Origin of the sequence: Halorubrum ezzemoulense DSM 17463, assembly GCF_002114285.1 — an archaeon.
Lineage (GTDB): Archaea > Halobacteriota > Halobacteria > Halobacteriales > Haloferacaceae > Halorubrum > Halorubrum ezzemoulense.
In genome coordinates this window covers 47,609-64,537 of the sequence record NZ_NEDJ01000002.1, presented here as the reverse complement: position 1 = coordinate 64,537, position 16,929 = coordinate 47,609, and the positions used below count along the sequence as shown (strand labels likewise).

The window sequence follows — 16,929 nt, the reverse complement described above, 5'->3', positions numbered from 1 at the left end:
GTCCGCGGGGTTCCGCGGCCCGAACGTATTTCCTGCGCCCGCCGCTGGGTGGTTCCATGTCGGAACTGCCGCTCGACGCCTACTACGACCTGACCCAGATCGGCGAGGTCGCCGTCTCACCGGCGGGCGACCGCGTCGCCTTCACCGCGACCGAGTACGACCAGGCCGCCGACGAGGCGGTCTCCTCGCTGTTCGTCGTCCCGACCGACGGCTCCCGCGAGCCCCACCGCCTGACGAGCGCGTCGGGCGCCGCCTCGCCGACGTGGGGACCCGACGGCGACCGCCTCGCGTTCGTGGCCGCCCGCGATCGCGACGCCGAGAAGCGGGTCGGCTGGCGGGACCGCGACGATGAGGACGCGGGCGACGCGAGCGGGGACGACGCGGACGACGAATCGGCCGGCGGTGAGGGCGAGGACCACCTCGGCGGCGACGACGGGCCCAAGCCGCAGGTGTGGATCTTCGACCTCGCCCTCGGCGGCGACGCGCGACAGGTGACCGAGCGCGACGAGGGCGTCGCCGGGTTCGACTGGTCGCCCGACGGCGACCGACTGGTGATCGAGTCGCGCGACCCGACCGACGAGGAGTCCGAGTACCTCGACCAGGTCCGCGAGGAGGGCGGCCCGATCGAGACGACCCGCCTTCAGCACAAGGTGAACGGCGCCGGGTGGACCGACGACGTGACGCGGTACCTCTTCGTCGTCGACCTCGACGACCCCGAGACTGACCCCCGGCGGCTCGACGACGCGTACGGCGGCGGCGCGTTCGAGGACGTCGCCGGCATGGACCCGACGTGGGGGCCGGGCGACCGGATCGCGTTCACCTCCTGTCGGCTCGACCGCCCCGACGACACCACCGTCCGCGATCTCTACGCGGTGTCGGCCGACGGGGGCGACGCGGAGCGGCTCACGGGCGGCGACCTCGCCCACGGCGCGCCCGCGTGGCACCCGGACGGCGACCGGATCGCGACGACCGCGAGCGACCCGGACGACCCGCCCGCGCCGGCGGAGGTGTACCTCGTTGACGCCGCCGAGGGGGAGGGCGACGACCCGGATGCCGACGACCGCGACGCCCCGACCTCGGTCACTGCCGCTCTCGACCGGACGATCGCCCGCGGCGGCGGGGTCGAGTGGGTCGACGGGTCGATCTACACCCGGATCGCCGACGAGAGCCACACCCGGTTGGTCCGTGTCGAGACCGACGGCAGCGCGGAGCGCGTCTTCGAGGCGCAGGGCCGCGACCGGGCCATGGTCGGGTTCGACGTCGCCGACTACGGGGCGACCGCGGTGACGGTCCTTTCTGAGCCGGAGTCCGGGACCGACCTGTACGCGGTCGACGTCACCGACCTCGACGCGGCCGCCGAACCCGACTCCCTTCGCCGCCGCACGAGCGTCAACGAGTCGCTGACCGACGAGTTCCCGATGCCGGAGGCCCGCCGCGTCGAGTGGGAGTCTGACGGCTGGACGCTCGACGGCGTGCTCTACCACGGCCCCGACGTGGATCCGGACGACGGCGACCACCCGCTGGTGGTGGCGATCCACGGCGGCCCGATGTCGTACGACGAGCCGGTGTTCAGCTTCGGCCACGCCGCCCTGACGAGCCGAGGGTACCTCGTGTTCCGGCCGAACTACCGCGGCGGTACCTCCCGCGGCCGGGAGTTCACCGCGGAACTGAGCGGAAAGTGGGGCACCGCAGAGGTCGACGACATCGCGGCGGGCGTCGAGTCGCTCGCGGACCGCGGGTGGGTCGACCCGGACCGCGTGTTCGGCCACGGCTTCTCGTACGGCGGCATCGCGCAGGGGTTCCTCGTCACGCAGGAGCCGGACCTGTTCACCGCCGCGGCGCCGGAGCACGGCATCTACGACCTCCGTTCGGCGTTCGGCACGGACGACACCCACGTCTGGCTGGAGGCGGAGTTCGGGCTCCCGTGGGAGGACCCCGAGGCGTACGCGTCGTCGACGGCAATGTTGGACGCCGGGAACATCGAGACCCCGCTGCTCGTGATGGCCGGCGGCGAGGACTGGCGGTGTCCGCCCTCCCAGTCGGAGCAGCTGTACGTCGCCGCCCGCAAGCAGGGGGTCGACGCGGAGCTGGTCGTCTACCCCGACGAGCACCACAACATCGGTGACCCGGACCGCGCGATCCACCGGCTAGAGAAGATTCTCGGCTGGTACGAGACGCACGACCCGGCGATCGAGGCGGCGGACTGAATCGCGGCGGCTCCCTCCGGCGGAACCGCTCTCAGTGTTCGACGAACTCGACGAGGACGCCGCCGGTGGACCGCGGGTGGCAGAACGCGACCTCGTGGCCCCACGCCCCCGGGCGCGGTTCCTCGTCGACGAGGTCGATACCGAGGTCGCGCGCGTGGTCGAGCGCCGCCGGCAGGTCGTCGACCGCGAGCGCGACGTGGTGAACTCCCGGTCCCTCGCGGTCGAGATACTCCGCGATCGTCCCGCCAGCGTCCGGTTCGAGCAGCTCGAAGTACCCACCACCGTCGAGTTCGAGAAAGACGATCCGCATGTCGTCGAACGTCTCCTCGTGGGCGACCGGGGCGTCGAGCAGGCCGCCGAACAGGTCGGCTAAGTCGGTCGCGTCGCGGGTCGCGACGCCGACGTGGTCGAAGCGCATACGGTTCAGTTCCGGCGGCGTCGACTTATAATGACCGCGCGGTTCCCGGTCGCCCTGCCCCTATCCCAAGGTTTGGGTGCGTCCCTGCCGTACCCCGTATCATCACCCAGCCGTGAGCGACTCAGAGACAGGCGGCTCGACGGAGCAGATGACCTCGCGGAACATCCTCGGGTCGCTGCTCAAAAGCGGGCTCCACGAGATGAACCGCGAACGGTCCGGGCTCCTCCTCTCGGGACTGTCCGCCGGGCTCGACATCGGGTTCGGACCGCTGATGATGGCAGTCGTGTTGACGCTTTCTCCGGGGACCTTCGGCGATCTGACGACGGAGCTCCTGTTGGCGTCAGTCTACTCCGTCGGCTTCATGTTCGTGATACTGGGGCGCTCGGAGCTCTTCACCGAACACACGACGCTGGCGGTCATCCCGGTGATCGATCGGCAGGCCTCGGTCCGCCAGCTCGGCCGGCTCTGGGGACTGGTGTACGCGGGGAACATCGTCGGCGGGCTGCTGTTCACGCTGCTCGTGACGCTGCTAATGCCGGAACTCGGCGTCGTCGACCCGACTTCCTTCGAGACGATCGCGTTGAAGCTGGTCGACCACGACCTCCCGTGGCTGTTCGTCGGCGGCGTCTTCGCCGGGTGGCTCATGGGGCTGCTGGCGTGGCTCGTCGCGGCGGCGCAGGACACGACCGCTCGGATCCTCCTCGTGTTGATAGTCACCGGAACGATCGGTCTGCTCCACCTCCCGCACTCGATCGCGGGCAACGTCGAGGTACTGTTCGGGCTGATCGTCTCCTCGGCGATCACCCCGATGGACTACGTCGCGTTCCTCGCGCTGGCGACGGTCGGGAACGCCGTCGGCGGCGCGGTGTTCGTCGCGCTGCTGAAGTACGGTCACGTCGTCCGCGGCGCGGACTGAAAACGCCCGGACAGGGGCGACCGCGGATCGTCCCCGACCTCACCGCCCCGGCTTGTACTCCCCGAACTCGTCGCGGAGCACGTCCGATATCTCCTGGACCGTCGCGTACGCCTTCACGGCGTCGACGACGTGCGGCATCACGTTCTCCGTCCCCTGTGCGGCCTCGCGCAGTCCGGCGAGCGCCTCGTCGACCGCGTCGTCGTCGCGCTCGTCCTTGACCCCCTTCAGGCGGTCCCGCTGGTTCTGCTCCTGATCGGGGTCGACCTCTTCTAAGTCCATCTCGGGCTCCTCGTCGACCTCGAACTCGTTGACGCCGACGATGATCCGTTCGCCCTCCTCGATCTCCTGCTGGCGCTCGAAGGCCACGTCTTGGATCTGGCGCTGGACCCAGCCGCTCTCGACGGCCTCCAGCATGCCGCCGCGTCGGTCGACCTCCTCGAGGATCTCGAACGCCTCCTCCTCGATCCCGTCGGTGAGGTCCTCGACGTAGTACGAGCCGGCGAGCGGGTCGATCGTGTCGGCGGCGCCCGACTCGTGCGCGAGGATCTGCTGGGTGCGGAGCGCGGTGCGGACGGACTTCTCCGTCGGCAGCGCGAGCGCCTCGTCCTTCCCGTTCGTGTGGAGGCTCTGGGTGCCGCCGAGGACCGCGGCCAGCGCCTGATAGGAGACGCGGACGACGTTGTTCTCGATCTGCTGGGCGGTGAGCGTCGAGCCGCCGGTCTGGGTGTGGAACTTCAGCTGCTTCGACTTGGGGTTCTCCGCGCCGAACCGCTCGTCCATGATCTTCGCCCACATCCGGCGGGCGGCGCGGAACTTCGCGGCCTCCTCGAAGATGTTGTTGTGGGCGTTGAAGAAGAAGGAGAGCTGCGGGGCGAACTCGTCGACGTCGAGCCCGGCGTCGAGGGCCGCCTCGACGTACTCGATCCCGTCGCCGAGGGTGAAGGCGATCTCTTGGGCCGCGGTCGACCCCGCCTCGCGGATGTGGTACCCCGAGATGGATATCGTGTTGAACTTCGGGGTCTCCGCCGCGCAGAACTCGAAGATGTCCGTGATCAGCCGCATCGACTCCTTCGGCGGGTAGATGTAGAGGTTCCGCGCGATGTACTCCTTCATGATGTCGTTCTGGATCGTCCCGCGGAGCTGCTCGCGCGGGACGCCCTGCTTGTCCCCCATCGCGACGTACATCGCGAGCAGCACCGCGGCGGGCGCGTTGATCGTCATCGACGTGGACACCTCGTCGAGGGGGATCGAGTCGAAGACGGTCTCGAAGTCGTCGAGGGTGTCGATGGCGACGCCGGAGCGCCCGACCTCCCCCTCGGCCATCGCGGCGTCGGAGTCGTACCCCATCTGCGTCGGGAGGTCGAACGCCATCGACAGCCCCGACGAGCCCTCGTCGATGAGGTAGCGGAACCGCTCGTTCGTCTCCGCCGCGGTGCCCATCCCGGCGTACTGGCGCATCGTCCAGAGCCGCCCGCGGTGCATCGTCGAGTAGACGCCGCGGGTGTACGGCTCCTCTCCGGGGTAACCGAGGTCCTCGCGGTAGTCCAGGTCGACGTCCGCCGGCGTGTACAGCGGATCGACCTCCTGCCCGCCGGTGTCGGTGGTGAACGTCTCCTCGCGCTCGCCGAACCGGTCGACCGTCTCGCCGTAGGTGCCCGCCTCCCACGACTCCTTGCCCTCCCGGATCTCGGCGAGTTCCTCAGGGTCGTACATTACTAAATCGGTTGACCGAACGGGACTTAACAGTTTTCAGGGACGGGCGGGCGCGGGCCGCGCGACCGGCAGCGCCACGGCACCCCCTCCTCGCGGGGGCGATTTAAGTATCCCGCGTTCGACACGGCCGCATGGACGTACTCACGGACCCCGCGCGCCGCTTCCTCGCCGCGACCGCGCCGGACCACACCGCGGTCCAAGCGGAGATGGCCGACCTCGCCGACGAGTGGGGGTTCCCGATCATCGGTCCCGAGGCGGGGGCGGTCCTCCGGCTGCTCGCGCGGCTGACGGACGCCGACCGCGTCTTCGAGTTCGGCTCCGGCTTCGGCTACTCGGCAACGTGGTTCCTCCGCGGCGGCGCCGAGAGCGTGGTCTGTACCGAGTTCGACGCCGACGAGGCCGAGCGCGGCGTCGCGTTCGCCGCCGACCACGGCTACGCCGACGGCGTCACCTTCGAGGTCGGCGACGCGATGGAGACGGTCGACCGCTACGACGGGCCCTTCGACGTGGTCCTCATCGACCACCAGAAGGGCCGGTACGCCGACGCCTACCGGACCGTCCTGCCGAAAGTCCGGTCCGGGGGCGTGATCGTCGCCGACAACATCGCCCGGGGGCCCATCGACTTCGAGACCCTCGTCGCACACTTCGAGGCGGGCGAGCCGCTGCCGGACGACGCCGTCGACGGAGCGACGCGCGGCATCGGCGAGTACGTGGGGACCGTCCGCTCCGACGACGCGGTGGAGACGGCGATCCTCCCCGTCGGCTCCGGAATCGCCGTTTCGACGGTCGTTCGATGAGATCGAACGGAACGGTCATCATATCGAGTTACATATATTACTCCGGGTGTGCGGACCGTACGGGACCGACGGGACGGCGGGGCGAACGCGCCGTCACCGGTTCGCGTACTCGTCGGCGCCGGCGCTGCCCCCCGCTGGCCCCGGTATCTCCGTTTCGGCGGTTATTCGGTGAAACCGAACGAAACGGTTATCATGTCGAATAGAAAACACCAGTCCGGATGAGCGGAGCGAACAGAGCCGACGGGACGGCCGGAGCGAAAGCGGCGTCGCCGGTCCGCGTGCTCGTCGTCGACGGGGGACTGGGATTCGCAGAGGCGGCCGCCTCGCGGCTCGAGTCGCGCGACGACCGGATCGAGGTGCGAACGGCGGTCGACGCCGACGCGGCGCTCGACGCACTGTCCGCGGCGACGTTCGACTGCGTGGTGTCCGGCTACGAACTGGCGGAGACCGACGGGGTCGACCTGCTCGAAACGGTCCGTGACAGACACGGCGACGTGCCCTTCGTCCTGTTCACCGGATCGGGGTCCGAAGCGGTCGCCAGTGAGGCGATCTCCGCCGGGGTCGACGAGTACGTCAGGCGGAGCGAGCCCGCCGACCAGTACGCGCGGCTCGCGGGCGCGGTGACCGAACTCGTCTCGGAGACGCGGGACGACCGTCGGCTCGCCACGCACTTGGAGCACACCAGCGACGCCTTCTGCGAACTCGACGCCGAGTGGAGGCTGACGTACCTCAACGGGCGGGCGGCCGAGTTCATCGAGCGCGACCCGGATGAGGTGCTCGGCGAGGGGATCTGGGACCTGTTCCCGGAGATCGTCGGCACCGACGCCGAGACGGCGCTGCGCGAGGTCGCCGAGACCGGCGAGGGGAAGCGGTTCGAATACCACGTCGACCGGCTCGGCGCGGACCTCGTGGTGAACGCGTACCCGGCCCCCGGCGGGCGGGCGCTGTACTTCCGCGACGTGACCGAGCGGCGAGAGCGGGAGCGAGAGCTCCGCGAGCTCTCCGAGCGCCTTCAGCTGGCCGTGGAAGGCGCCGACATTGGCGTCTGGGACTGGAACGTCCGGACGGACGAGGTCCGGTTCGACGAGCGGTGGGCGGCGATACTGGGGCACGAGCGCGACGAGTTGGCGTTCGAGCTCGGCACTTGGGAAGAGCGGGTTCACCCCGACGACATCGACGCCGCGTGGAGCGCCATCGAGGCTCACTTCGCCGGCGAGTCGGACCTCTACCAGTCGGACTACCGGATGCGGACGGAGTCCGGCGACTGGAAGTGGATCCGCGACCGCGGTCGTGTCGTCGAGTGGACCGACGACGGCGAGCCCCGGCGGGCCGTCGGGATCCACATCGACGTCACCGACGAGAAGGAGCGCGAACGCGACCTCGAACGGTACCGGCGGATCGTCGACGAGCTGCCCGAGTCCGTCTGTACATACGACGCGAACGGCCGGTTCGCCCTCGTCAACGACCACCTCGCCGAGGTGTACGACGCCGCTCCGGAGGGGCTCGCCGGCGAGTCGAGTCGCCTCGTCGAGCGTGTTCGAGCGGCGAGCGACGGGGACCCGTGGCGGGCGCTCGTCGAGGGTGACCGCGACTCGCTGACCGGGACGACGGAAGTCGACTTGCCGACGAAGTCGGACGCCATCGTCGACTACGACTTCAGCCGGCTGGTCATCGACGGCGAGCTCGACGGCGTCCTCGGCATCTCTCGGGACGTGACCGAGCAGCGACGGCGCCAGCGCCGGCTCGAACGCACCTCGGCGCGCCTCGAAGCGCTGTTCGAGGGGTCTCCCGACATGATCGACATCCACGACGAGGGGGGAGAGATCGTCGACGCCAACCGGGAGATGACCCGAGAGCTGGGGTACGACCGCGACGAGGTCGTCGGGATGGACGTATGGGAGGTCGACGCGGAGCTGGAGCCCGACGAGGGGATACGGCTCTGGCAGGGGTTGGAGATGGACGAGACGGTGCGGCTGGAGACGACGTTCACCCGCGCGGACGGGTCGACGTTCCCCGTCGAGGTCCACGTGCGACGCATCGACGTTCGGGGGGAAGACCGGTTCCTCGCGAGCAGCCGGGACATCTCCGAGCGGAAGGCGTACGAGCGCCGGATCGAACGGGAGAACGAGCGGCTCGACGAGTTTGCGAGCATCGTCTCACACGACCTCCGGAACCCCCTCAACGTCCTCTCGGGGTACCTGCGTCTCGCCCGCGAGACCGGGGACGACTCGTACTTCGACCGGTGCGAGCGCGCGCTCGACGAGATGGAGCGACTCATCGAGGACGTCCTGACGCTCGCCAAACAGGGCGAGGCGGTCGGCTCGTTCGAGCCCGTCCACCTGGGCGAGCTGGCCGCCCGGTACAGCGACGACGCGTTCGGGTCGGCCGAGGGCGAGGACCCCTTCGGCGGCGACGAGACGGAGGGAGAGCCTCGCGTCACGGTCGCGGTCGAGGCCGACGGCGAGATCTGCGCCGACTCCGGGCGGGTCGGCCAGCTGCTCGGGAACCTGTTCCGCAACGCCGACGAACACGGCGGGGACCGCGTCGTCGTCGGCGACCTCCCGGACGGGTTCTACGTCGCGGACGACGGCCCCGGGATCGACGCGGACCGCCGCGACGAGGTGTTCGAGAGCGGCTACACGACTTCGGAGACCGGCACCGGGTTCGGGCTCTCCATCGTCCAGCGCATCGCCGAGGCGCACGGCTGGGAGGTCGCGGTGACGGAGGGGGAACGCGGCGGCGCTCGGTTCGAGTTCACCGGCGTCGACCGGCCGGAGTCGCCCGCGGAGACCGCCGAGTCGTCGGGCTGAGCGTACGGCGCGGGAAAGAGAAGACCGCTTCGACCCGGCTAGAACGCGCCGGTGTAGACGCTGACGTCGGCGTTCAGCTCCTCGCGGAGAGCGCTGTGAACGTGGCAGATACCCTCGGCGCGCTCGGCGATGTCCGCGGCGGTCTCGTCGTCGAAGTCGGCCTCGACGTGGACGTCGAAGGCGATCGACTCGAGGTCGTCGTGGTCGTCCAGCTCGGCGCTGGCGTCGATCTGGATCTGCCCGAGCTCCTCCTCGCCGCGCTGGCTGCCGCCGACGCGGAACGCCGGGAGGTAACAGGAGGCGTACGTGGCGACGAGCGTCGCGTTCGGGTTCGGTCCCGTCTCGTCGGTCGCGTCGATCTGGAGGTCGAACTCGCCGACCTGACTCGTGCTGGCGTATCCGGACTCGGAAACTGTGGATGTCTCGATGTCTGCCATAGTCGTCTCGCAGTTCGGACTCGCGGGGATAAAAGTTACCGCCATCGGCGCGCCGACACCGCCGCGACCCGTCGCCGAGGGCGGCGGACCGGCCTCAGTCGTCTTCTGACGCGTCGGACCCCAGTCCCGTCGCCCCCCGGAGGTCGGCCTCGATCGCCTCCAGCGTCCGGCCGTTCGTCTCGGGCACGACGCGGTAGGTGAAAAGCAGCGCGACGAGGCTACACGCGCCGAACAGCCAGAACGTCATCGGCGTGCCGATCCCGTCGAGCAGCACGGGGAACGAGAGCGCCACCACAAGGTTCGCGAGCCAGTTGGCGACGGTCACCAACCCCATCGCGCTCCCCCGGACGGCGAGCGGATAGATCTCGGAGATCAGCAGCCAGAACACCGGACCGAGCCCGATGGCGAAGAACGCGACGAACGAGACCAGCGTCAGCGTCGCCAGCCACCCCATTCCGCCGGTCGGGTCCGCGAACTGGAAGACGAGGCCGGCGACGGTGAGCGACCCGATCATCCCACCGGTCCCGACGAGCAGGAGGGGCCGCCGCCCGACGCGGTCGACGAGGAGGATCGCGACGACGGTCATGACGACGTTGACCGTCCCGATGGCGACCGAGGCGAGGATCGACTGCGAGCTGCCGAGCGCGGTCGACTCCAGTATCGTCGGCGCGTAGTACATCACGGCGTTGATCCCGGTGACCTGTTGGAAGACTGCGAGCCCGAGGCCGACGATCAGCGCCGGGCGCATCCACGGGCTGAGCAGGTCGCGGACCCCGTTCCCGGACTGGGCCTCGACGGTCGCCTCGATCTCCGACAGCTCCGACTCGATCTCCCCGTCGCGCGTGCGACGGAGGACGGCGCGAGCCTCGTCGGTCCGGCCCCGCTCGTAGAGCCACCGCGGGCTCTCCGGCGTCCGGGACATCCCCGCGGCGAGCACGAGGGCGGGGACCATCCCCGCGCCGAGCATGATCCGCCACGATCCGGAGCCGGAGAAGGCGTAGTTGACGAAGTACGACGAGAGGATCCCCACGGTGACCATCAGCTGGTTCAGCGAGGTGAGCCCCCCGCGGACGGCGGGGGGCGCAATCTCGGAGATGTACAGCGGGCCGACGATCGACGCGAACCCGATGGCGATCCCGTCGATCATCCGCCCCGCGACGAGCACCTCGACGGTGGGCGCGACCGCCATGAGGAACGAGCCGAGGAAGAACACCCCGGCCGACAGCAGGATAAAGCGCTTGCGGCCGATCCGGTCGGACAGCTGCCCGCCGACGGCCGCGCCGGCCGCCGCGCCGACCATCGCGCCGCTGACCACGATCCCCTCCACCAAGGGACTCAGCTCAAAGGCGGTGTCGATGAAGAGGATGGCTCCGGAGATGATCCCCGTGTCGAACCCGAACAGGAGTCCGTTGAGCGCCGCGAGCGCGGAGACGATGTACACGAACCGTCCCCCGTCTCCGCGTATCGCGGCCCGCATATCGGCGGTTGACATGGTGTACCGATCCGGCGCTAATCATCTTTTATTTAGAAGACTTCTGATTTATTATTAATTTACGTATATCCAATATATTTCTGTCAGCGGAGCGCGACGAAATCTACCACTGGGACGGCTTATATTTATTCGGATCCGAATAGTATCTTATTACCGGTCCGCCCGGCAGTCGGGACTCGACGCGTGACAGTGGTACGCCGAACGCGGGCTCGAAACGGTGCCTCGCGCGGCCCTCGCGCTCCGCGGACGCGTCGTCGTTTCGCGAAAAGAGCCCGGTCGGAGCCCCGTCGCCGTGGGCACGGGACGCCCCTCGCGCTACTCCAGCGTGTACGTCTCGTCGCCGTCCAGGACGACGGGCTCGGCGGCGGCCCCCGCCGCCTTCACCTCGCTGACGAACTCCTGCGTCTCGATCTCGATCGGGCCGAACGAGTCGTAGTGCATCGGGAAGACGACGTCGGCGCCGACCCAGTCGGCGGCGATTCCCGCGCCGGCGGGCCCCATGGTGAAGTGGTCGCCGGCGGGCAAGGCGGCGGCGTCCGGCTCGAGGTACGGCGCGATCACGTCGACCATCTCGGACATCAGGCCCGTGTCGCCGGCGTGATAGAAGGTGGTACAGTCCGGGTCGGACTCCTGGGTCGGCTTCTTGTCGCCCACGACGAAGCCGGTCGGCATGCCGCCGGCGTAGTCCGGGTCGTTCTCGATGCCGTTCGAGTGGTCCGCCCGGACCATCGTCACCCACGCGTCGCCGCACTCGACGGTGCCGCCGATGTTCATCCCCCCGGCCGGCACAGTGTTCTCGAGGCCGAAGTTCTCTTGGACGTAGGCGGTCAGCTCCGGGGTGGCGACCACGGTGGCGTCCTCGAACTCGGCCGCGTCGGCGATGTGGTCCGCGTGGCCGTGGGTCAAGAGCAGGTAATCGGGGTCGAGGTCCGCGGGATCGACGTCGGTCTTCGGGTTGTCGAAGAACGGGTCGATGAGCAGCTCCGTGTCGTCGACGACGACGTGCCACGTGGAGTGGCCGTGCCAGGTGAGTTCCATGGTCCGTTCGATGCGTCTCGGCGAACGGTAATAAAACTCGACGCTGCGGATCCCAATCGGCGCGCGATAGAGAGCGGGGCCACGGCGAACCGGTCCGCACCGCGACCGGCGGTGTCTGTTCGTCTCGTCTTCGCAGTTTTTCCGCAGACTGATCAGTTCGAGCGGCGGCCTGCGCAATATCTTCCCGCGAATACAGCCTTAACAATCGGATCGTCCTACGACGCCCGTGACAGTGGAGCCTCGACATGGCGGGTGAGCCGACCGACGAACGCGTCGCGGACGGCTCGAATGACGGCCGATATCGTCACCTCATCGAACACGTTCAGGACGCGGTCGTTGAGTTCACGCTCGCCGACGGAGAGCCAACGGTCAGCGACGTCAATCGGGCGTTCGTCGACGTCTTCGGCTACGAGGCCGACGACATTCGCGGCGAGTCGCTCAACGAGTGGGTCGTCCCCGACTGGAAGCTCGCGGAGGCGAGGGAGTTGGACACGAACACCGCCTCCGGCGCGATCAACTACCAGCAGGTGACCCGTGAGACCGCGACCGGCCTCCGCGAGTTCCTCTACCGGGGGATCCCGTACGCGACCGGCGACGCGGACGACGACACCCCCGACGGCGGCTTCGCGGTCTACACCGACCTCACGGAGGTGTCCAGAAACGAGCGGCGGCTGGAGGTGTTGAACCGGATCCTCCGGCACAACCTCCGTAACAACGCAAACGTCGTCGCCGGCCACACGACGCGGTTGCTGGCCCAACTGGAGGATCGACGCGGCGAGACCGTCGATGTGGCGGCCACGATCGAGCGCGCCGCCCACGAGCTCGAACAGCTGGCCGACGAGGCCAACCACATCCGTCAGGTCCTCGAACATCCGACCGACGAGGTGGCCGACATCGACCCCGAACCGACGGTGCGCGCCGTCGTCGACGACCACCGAGAGCGGACGCCGAGCGCCGACATCGAGATCGAGACCGGCGAGACGGGTCGGGTGATGGCCGACAGCCGGCTCCGGTACGCGGTCGACAGCCTCGTCGACAACGCGATCGAGCACAATCCGAGCCCGGAGCCCCGGGTCCGTCTCCGGATAACGAGCGCGGAGGGCCTCTCGGGCGCGGCGTCCGGGGAGTGGGTCGTGATCCACGTTGAGGACGACGGCCCCCAGATCCCGGCCGACGAACGGGACGTGATCCGCGACGGATCGGCGATAACGCCGACGCACCACGGAAGCGGGCTCGGGCTCTGGCTCGCTGAGCTGACCGTCGAGACGTTCGGCGGAGAGCTCTCGTTCGGCGCGAGCGACCTCGGCGGGAACGACGTGTCGATCCGGCTCCGCCGGCGGTGAGGAGAGGAGTTAACTCGCCCCCGCGCGAACCGACTGTCGATGCCCTCCAAGCGGACCGACGCCCCGCCGCCGACCGACCGGTGTCACGAGTGTGCTCAGGCGGTTCCGGCCGGGGCGAGCTTCTGCCCCGACTGCGGCGCCGACCTCGACGGCCCCGCCGCGTACTGCGCCGAGTGCGGCGAGGCGTTCGACGAGGACGACCGGTTCTGCTCGAACTGCGGCGCGTCGCGGTCGGGCGACGGGTCCGCCCCGGCCGCGTCAGAGAGCCGGACCGACGCGGCCGAGCGCCCGAGCGATGCGGAACGCGCCTCTCGCTCGGAGCCGTCCCCGGGCGAGAGCGAGCGCGCCTTCAGGCGCCGCGTTCAGGACCACCTCGACGCCGGGTGGGACGTGGAGCGGGACGACGGCGACCGCGTCGTCCTCGTCGACAGGGGGATCGGCTCCGTCGGCGTCCACATCCTCCTGTTCATCTTCACCAGCGGCATCGGCAACCTGCTGTACGGCTGGTGGCACTACTCCAAGCTGGCCGAACGGCGCCGACTCGTCCGCGGCGACGAGACGACCGCGCGCGCCCCGTCGAGCGGCGACGGTGGCGGCGGTCGGGTCGAGACCGCCTCCGCGTACGTCCTGACCGCGCTGCTGCTGCTGATCGGCGGTTGGATCGCGTTCCTCTCGGTCGAGTCTGGCTCCCCGCCGGCCGCGCTGATCGGCCTCGCGTTCGCGGGGCTCGGCCTCGGCGTCGCTCCGCCAGTCCGCCGACGGCTCGACCGCCGCCACGGGATCACGCGGTTCGGTCGGCAGCGGACGGTCGACCACCGGATCGTCCGACCGCCCGAGTCCGTCGACGATCCCTGCGTGGTCTGCGGGCAAGAGTTCGACCGCGGACTCGTCAGGCGGCGCCGCGACGAGACGCTCGTCGCCGGCGTCCCCGTCCGCACCCACTCGGTCCGCCACAACCACTACTGCGTCGACTGCGCGCGCTCGGAGCTGTTCGGCGACCGCGTCGACTCGCCGTCGCTCGGCGACCTCGCCGACGAGAGGGTCGCGGTCGACGACGAGGCCGCGGACGGCGGCGCGGGCCGTCCCGCGGACGACGCCGTGGGCGACGGTTCGAGCGCGGAGTCAGCGACTGACTCGGTCCGCGAGTCGGCTGACTCCGCCGAGTGAGTCGGGGCCCCTCCGCCGCGGTCGTCGCTTCCTTCGATGGGTCGTCGCTTGCCCCTCCGCGAACGCTTTTCGGGCGGCCGCCCGTTCGGCCTCGTATGTACCACGTACGGTTCCGCGATCCGGCCGGATCGATCCGCGACGGCGAGTACGACCCGGCGACCGACACGGTCGCCTTCGGCGGCGAGGCGTACGCGCTCTCGGACCCCGCGATCGACGTGCTCGCGCCGAGCGAGCCCTCGAAGATCGTCTGTATCGGCCGCAACTACGCCGACCACGCAGAAGAGCTCGGGAACGACGTGCCCGACCGCCCGCTGCTCTTCCTCAAGCCGCCGAACGCGGTGGCGAGCCACGGCGACACCGTGACCGTCCCGGCCGGCAAAGACCGGATCGACTGGGAGGCGGAGTTCGCGGTCGTGATCGGCGAGCAGTGTAAGGCGGTCGACGCCGCCGACGCCATGGAGGTCGTCGCGGGGTTCACCTGCATGAACGACGTGTCGAACCGCGACGACCAGAACCGCGAGCAGAACTGGGTGCGCGGGAAGGCGTTCGACGGCGCCGCGCCGCTCGGCCCGGTCCTCGCGACGCCCGACGAGGTTCCCGCCGACGCGAGCGTCGATCTCCGCGTCAACGGCGAGACGAAGCAGTCGAGCGACCGCGAGCACATGATCTTCGACGTGCCGACGCTGATCGAGGAGATCACGACGTACCTCACGCTCGAGCCCGGCGACGTCATCGCCACTGGCACGCCGGAGGGGGTCGGCGCCCTCTCTGACGGGGACACGGTGGAGATCGAGATCGAGGGCGTCGGCACGCTCGAACACGACGTTCGCGTCCCCTGAACGCCCGGACCGACCGACCTGTCCGGCCGTTCCTGTAGCTCGGTACCACACCTCGTTTCCGGTGAACGCTTATATGCCAGCCCCCGGAGTCGGAGGTATGGAGACCAGTTCGTTCGTCGCCGAACCTTGACGGCACCGTCGCGGCGCGATCCGACGCCGGCCGGCCCCGTCGGACGCGGGACAACCGGTCCGAATCAGATCGACCGATCGGACGCGCCGCCGAGACCGCACGCGGAGCGGAGACGCTCCCCTCTCCGGGCCGACGCGAGCGCCCGACCGAATGTCACGAGACGACGACGCGACGAACGAACGCGACGAATCGAGCGGACCGAGCACAACCGAGACCGACGCCGCACACAGCGATGCGACCCGAGCGATAGTCGCGGCGCGGTCCGAGGACGACCCGCCAGACACAACGGAGATCCGCGAGCTGGCCGCTGCGGCCGGCTACGCGGTGGTCGGCGAGGTCACCCAGCGACGGCGCGAGGACCCGACCTACGACCTCGGGCGCGGGAAGGCGGAGGAGCTGATGCGGCTCGCGGCCGACGCCGACGCCGAGGCCGTCATCTACGACGGCAGCCTGTCGCCGGGACAGACGTTCTCACTCGGCGACCTGCTGCCGACCGGGACCGCGGTCGTCGACCGCCCGCGATTGGCCTTGGAGCTGTTCGCCGACGCCGCCGACTCGCGGGCCGCCGACCGACAGCTGGAGCTGGCGCGGCTCCGCTACGAGCTGCTGAGACTCCGGGAGGCGGTCGCCCGCGACGCGAGCGAGGACGTGCGCCTCCGGCCGGAGGGCGACAGCCGCGTCCTCGACGTCGAGAAGCGGATCGAGTCGGCCGAGCGCGCGCTCGAAGAGATCGCCGACGACCGCGCGGCGCGCAGGGCGGAGCGCCGCGACGCCGGGTTCGACCTGATCGCCCTCGCGGGCTACACCAACGCCGGGAAGTCGACGCTGGCGCGGCGGCTCGCGGACGAGGTCGACGACCCCGATTTCGGTGCCGAGGCCTCGGATCGGCCCGCAGCGCGCGCCGACACGGCCGCGGGGGACCCGGCGGACGACGCCGGTGCGCTCGCGGTCGCCGACCGCCCGTTCGAGACGCTCTCGACGACCACGCGTCGCGCGACCGTCGCCGGACGGCGCACCCTGCTCACGGACACCGTCGGGTTCCTCGACGGGCTGCCGCACGAGGCGGTGCGCTCGTTCCGCGCCACCATCGACGCGGTCCGGGCCGCCGACTGCGCGCTGCTCGTCGTGGACGCGAGCGACGACCCCGCGGCCCTCCGTCGGAAGCTCAGCGCGTCGCTGTCGGCGATCGAAGCGACCGACGGCCCGGTCGTCCCCGTCCTGTCGAAGGTCGACGAGGTCGATGCCGACGGGCTCGCGTCCGCCGTCGAGGCGTACGAAACCGTCGTCGCCGAACTCGGCCCGCGGGACGCGCCCGTCGCCGACGCGCTCCGGTCGCCGGTTCCGGTGAGCGTCCGGGACGAGTCGGGGCTCGGCGACCTCGCGGACGCGGTGGCGGACGCGCTGCCGACGGCGACGGCGACCGTCGAGGTCCAGAACGGCGGGGACGCGCAGGCCGCGCTCTCGTGGGCGTACGACCGAGCGGTGGTCGCGGGCGTCGAGTACGGCGGCGAGACGATGGCCGTCGACCTGGCGGGACGGCCCGACGTCGTCGCCGAGGCGGAGAGGCGGCTGCGCGGCGCGGGTTCGCCCCCGTGAGCGCTCCCGACACCGACCCGGGAGCG

The 16,929-nt window shown here is 70.1% G+C and carries 13 protein-coding genes; 8 read left to right on the top strand and 5 right to left on the bottom strand.

Translation table 11 applies throughout. The features are described from left to right. Positions 1-56: 56 nt before the first annotated feature. Positions 57-2,207, top strand: a complete 2,151-nt coding sequence (locus tag B9H04_RS01085) for a S9 family peptidase (RefSeq protein WP_085682372.1) — start codon at positions 57-59, stop codon at positions 2,205-2,207. A gap of 31 nt (positions 2,208-2,238) precedes the next feature. Here the strand turns inward: B9H04_RS01085 and mce are convergent, their stop codons facing one another. Further along, positions 2,239-2,625, bottom strand: a complete 387-nt coding sequence (gene mce, locus B9H04_RS01080; RefSeq protein WP_049929624.1) for a methylmalonyl-CoA epimerase — start codon at positions 2,623-2,625, stop codon at positions 2,239-2,241. A gap of 112 nt (positions 2,626-2,737) precedes the next feature. Between mce and B9H04_RS01075 the strand changes: the two genes are divergently transcribed. Further along, a complete protein-coding gene (locus B9H04_RS01075; RefSeq protein ID WP_049929623.1) occupies positions 2,738-3,541 on the top strand; it encodes a formate/nitrite transporter family protein in 804 nt (267 codons plus the stop codon). Positions 3,542-3,580: 39 nt separating this feature from the next. On the opposite strand, the gene B9H04_RS01070 is transcribed toward B9H04_RS01075, so the two are convergent. After that, the gene (locus B9H04_RS01070) at positions 3,581-5,254 is read right to left on the bottom strand and encodes an acyl-CoA mutase large subunit family protein (protein WP_049929622.1); all 1,674 of its coding nucleotides are present in this window, start codon (positions 5,252-5,254) and stop codon (positions 3,581-3,583) included. 131 nt (positions 5,255-5,385) lie between these two features. Between B9H04_RS01070 and B9H04_RS01065 the strand changes: the two genes are divergently transcribed. Next, on the top strand, positions 5,386-6,051 hold the full coding sequence (locus tag B9H04_RS01065; protein WP_049929621.1) for an O-methyltransferase: 666 nt from the start codon (positions 5,386-5,388) through the stop codon (positions 6,049-6,051). 218 nt (positions 6,052-6,269) lie between these two features. Then, complete coding sequence (locus tag B9H04_RS01060) at positions 6,270-8,861, top strand: PAS domain S-box protein (RefSeq protein ID WP_085682371.1); 2,592 nt, start codon at positions 6,270-6,272, stop codon at positions 8,859-8,861. Between the two features lie 38 nt (positions 8,862-8,899). Here the strand turns inward: B9H04_RS01060 and B9H04_RS01055 are convergent, their stop codons facing one another. The 3 genes from B9H04_RS01055 to B9H04_RS01045 all read right to left on the bottom strand — a co-directional run bounded on the left by B9H04_RS01055 (position 8,900) and on the right by B9H04_RS01045 (position 11,828). Continuing rightward, positions 8,900-9,298 (bottom strand): OsmC family protein, encoded by a 399-nt coding sequence (locus tag B9H04_RS01055; protein WP_049929619.1) that lies wholly within the window; start codon positions 9,296-9,298, stop codon positions 8,900-8,902. A 94-nt stretch (positions 9,299-9,392) separates the two neighbouring features. Further along, complete coding sequence (locus B9H04_RS01050; RefSeq protein WP_085682370.1) at positions 9,393-10,790, bottom strand: sugar porter family MFS transporter; 1,398 nt, start codon at positions 10,788-10,790, stop codon at positions 9,393-9,395. 315 nt (positions 10,791-11,105) lie between these two features. Further along, positions 11,106-11,828, bottom strand: a complete 723-nt coding sequence (locus B9H04_RS01045) for a metal-dependent hydrolase (protein ID WP_049929617.1) — start codon at positions 11,826-11,828, stop codon at positions 11,106-11,108. Between the two features lie 245 nt (positions 11,829-12,073). Between B9H04_RS01045 and B9H04_RS01040 the strand changes: the two genes are divergently transcribed. From B9H04_RS01040 to B9H04_RS01025, 4 genes are all read left to right on the top strand, one after another. Further along, positions 12,074-13,171 (top strand): sensor histidine kinase, encoded by a 1,098-nt coding sequence (locus B9H04_RS01040; protein ID WP_049929616.1) that lies wholly within the window; start codon positions 12,074-12,076, stop codon positions 13,169-13,171. 39 nt (positions 13,172-13,210) lie between these two features. Then, positions 13,211-14,338 (top strand): double zinc ribbon domain-containing protein, encoded by a 1,128-nt coding sequence (locus B9H04_RS01035; RefSeq protein WP_085682369.1) that lies wholly within the window; start codon positions 13,211-13,213, stop codon positions 14,336-14,338. Between the two features lie 95 nt (positions 14,339-14,433). Continuing rightward, a complete protein-coding gene (locus B9H04_RS01030) occupies positions 14,434-15,177 on the top strand; it encodes a fumarylacetoacetate hydrolase family protein (RefSeq protein ID WP_049929612.1) in 744 nt (247 codons plus the stop codon). Between the two features lie 280 nt (positions 15,178-15,457). After that, on the top strand, positions 15,458-16,903 hold the full coding sequence (locus tag B9H04_RS01025; protein WP_049929611.1) for an HflX-like GTP-binding protein: 1,446 nt from the start codon (positions 15,458-15,460) through the stop codon (positions 16,901-16,903). Positions 16,904-16,929: the final 26 nt, after the last annotated feature.

What these genes read in the sequence shown, in the direction of transcription:
- B9H04_RS01045 (WP_049929617.1), bottom strand. Translation starts at nt 11,828, where the DNA reads ATGGAACTCACCTGGCACGGCCACTCCACGTGGCACGTCGTCGTCGAC.
- B9H04_RS01035 (WP_085682369.1), top strand. Translation starts at nt 13,211, where the DNA reads ATGCCCTCCAAGCGGACCGACGCCCCGCCGCCGACCGACCGGTGTCAC.
- B9H04_RS01055 (WP_049929619.1), bottom strand. Translation starts at nt 9,298, where the DNA reads ATGGCAGACATCGAGACATCCACAGTTTCCGAGTCCGGATACGCCAGC.
- B9H04_RS01030 (WP_049929612.1), top strand. Translation starts at nt 14,434, where the DNA reads ATGTACCACGTACGGTTCCGCGATCCGGCCGGATCGATCCGCGACGGC.
- B9H04_RS01025 (WP_049929611.1), top strand. Translation starts at nt 15,458, where the DNA reads ATGTCACGAGACGACGACGCGACGAACGAACGCGACGAATCGAGCGGA.
- B9H04_RS01085 (WP_085682372.1), top strand. Translation starts at nt 57, where the DNA reads ATGTCGGAACTGCCGCTCGACGCCTACTACGACCTGACCCAGATCGGC.
- B9H04_RS01060 (WP_085682371.1), top strand. Translation starts at nt 6,270, where the DNA reads ATGAGCGGAGCGAACAGAGCCGACGGGACGGCCGGAGCGAAAGCGGCG.
- B9H04_RS01065 (WP_049929621.1), top strand. Translation starts at nt 5,386, where the DNA reads ATGGACGTACTCACGGACCCCGCGCGCCGCTTCCTCGCCGCGACCGCG.
- mce (WP_049929624.1), bottom strand. Translation starts at nt 2,625, where the DNA reads ATGCGCTTCGACCACGTCGGCGTCGCGACCCGCGACGCGACCGACTTA.
- B9H04_RS01040 (WP_049929616.1), top strand. Translation starts at nt 12,074, where the DNA reads ATGGCGGGTGAGCCGACCGACGAACGCGTCGCGGACGGCTCGAATGAC.
- B9H04_RS01050 (WP_085682370.1), bottom strand. Translation starts at nt 10,790, where the DNA reads ATGTCAACCGCCGATATGCGGGCCGCGATACGCGGAGACGGGGGACGG.
- B9H04_RS01070 (WP_049929622.1), bottom strand. Translation starts at nt 5,254, where the DNA reads ATGTACGACCCTGAGGAACTCGCCGAGATCCGGGAGGGCAAGGAGTCG.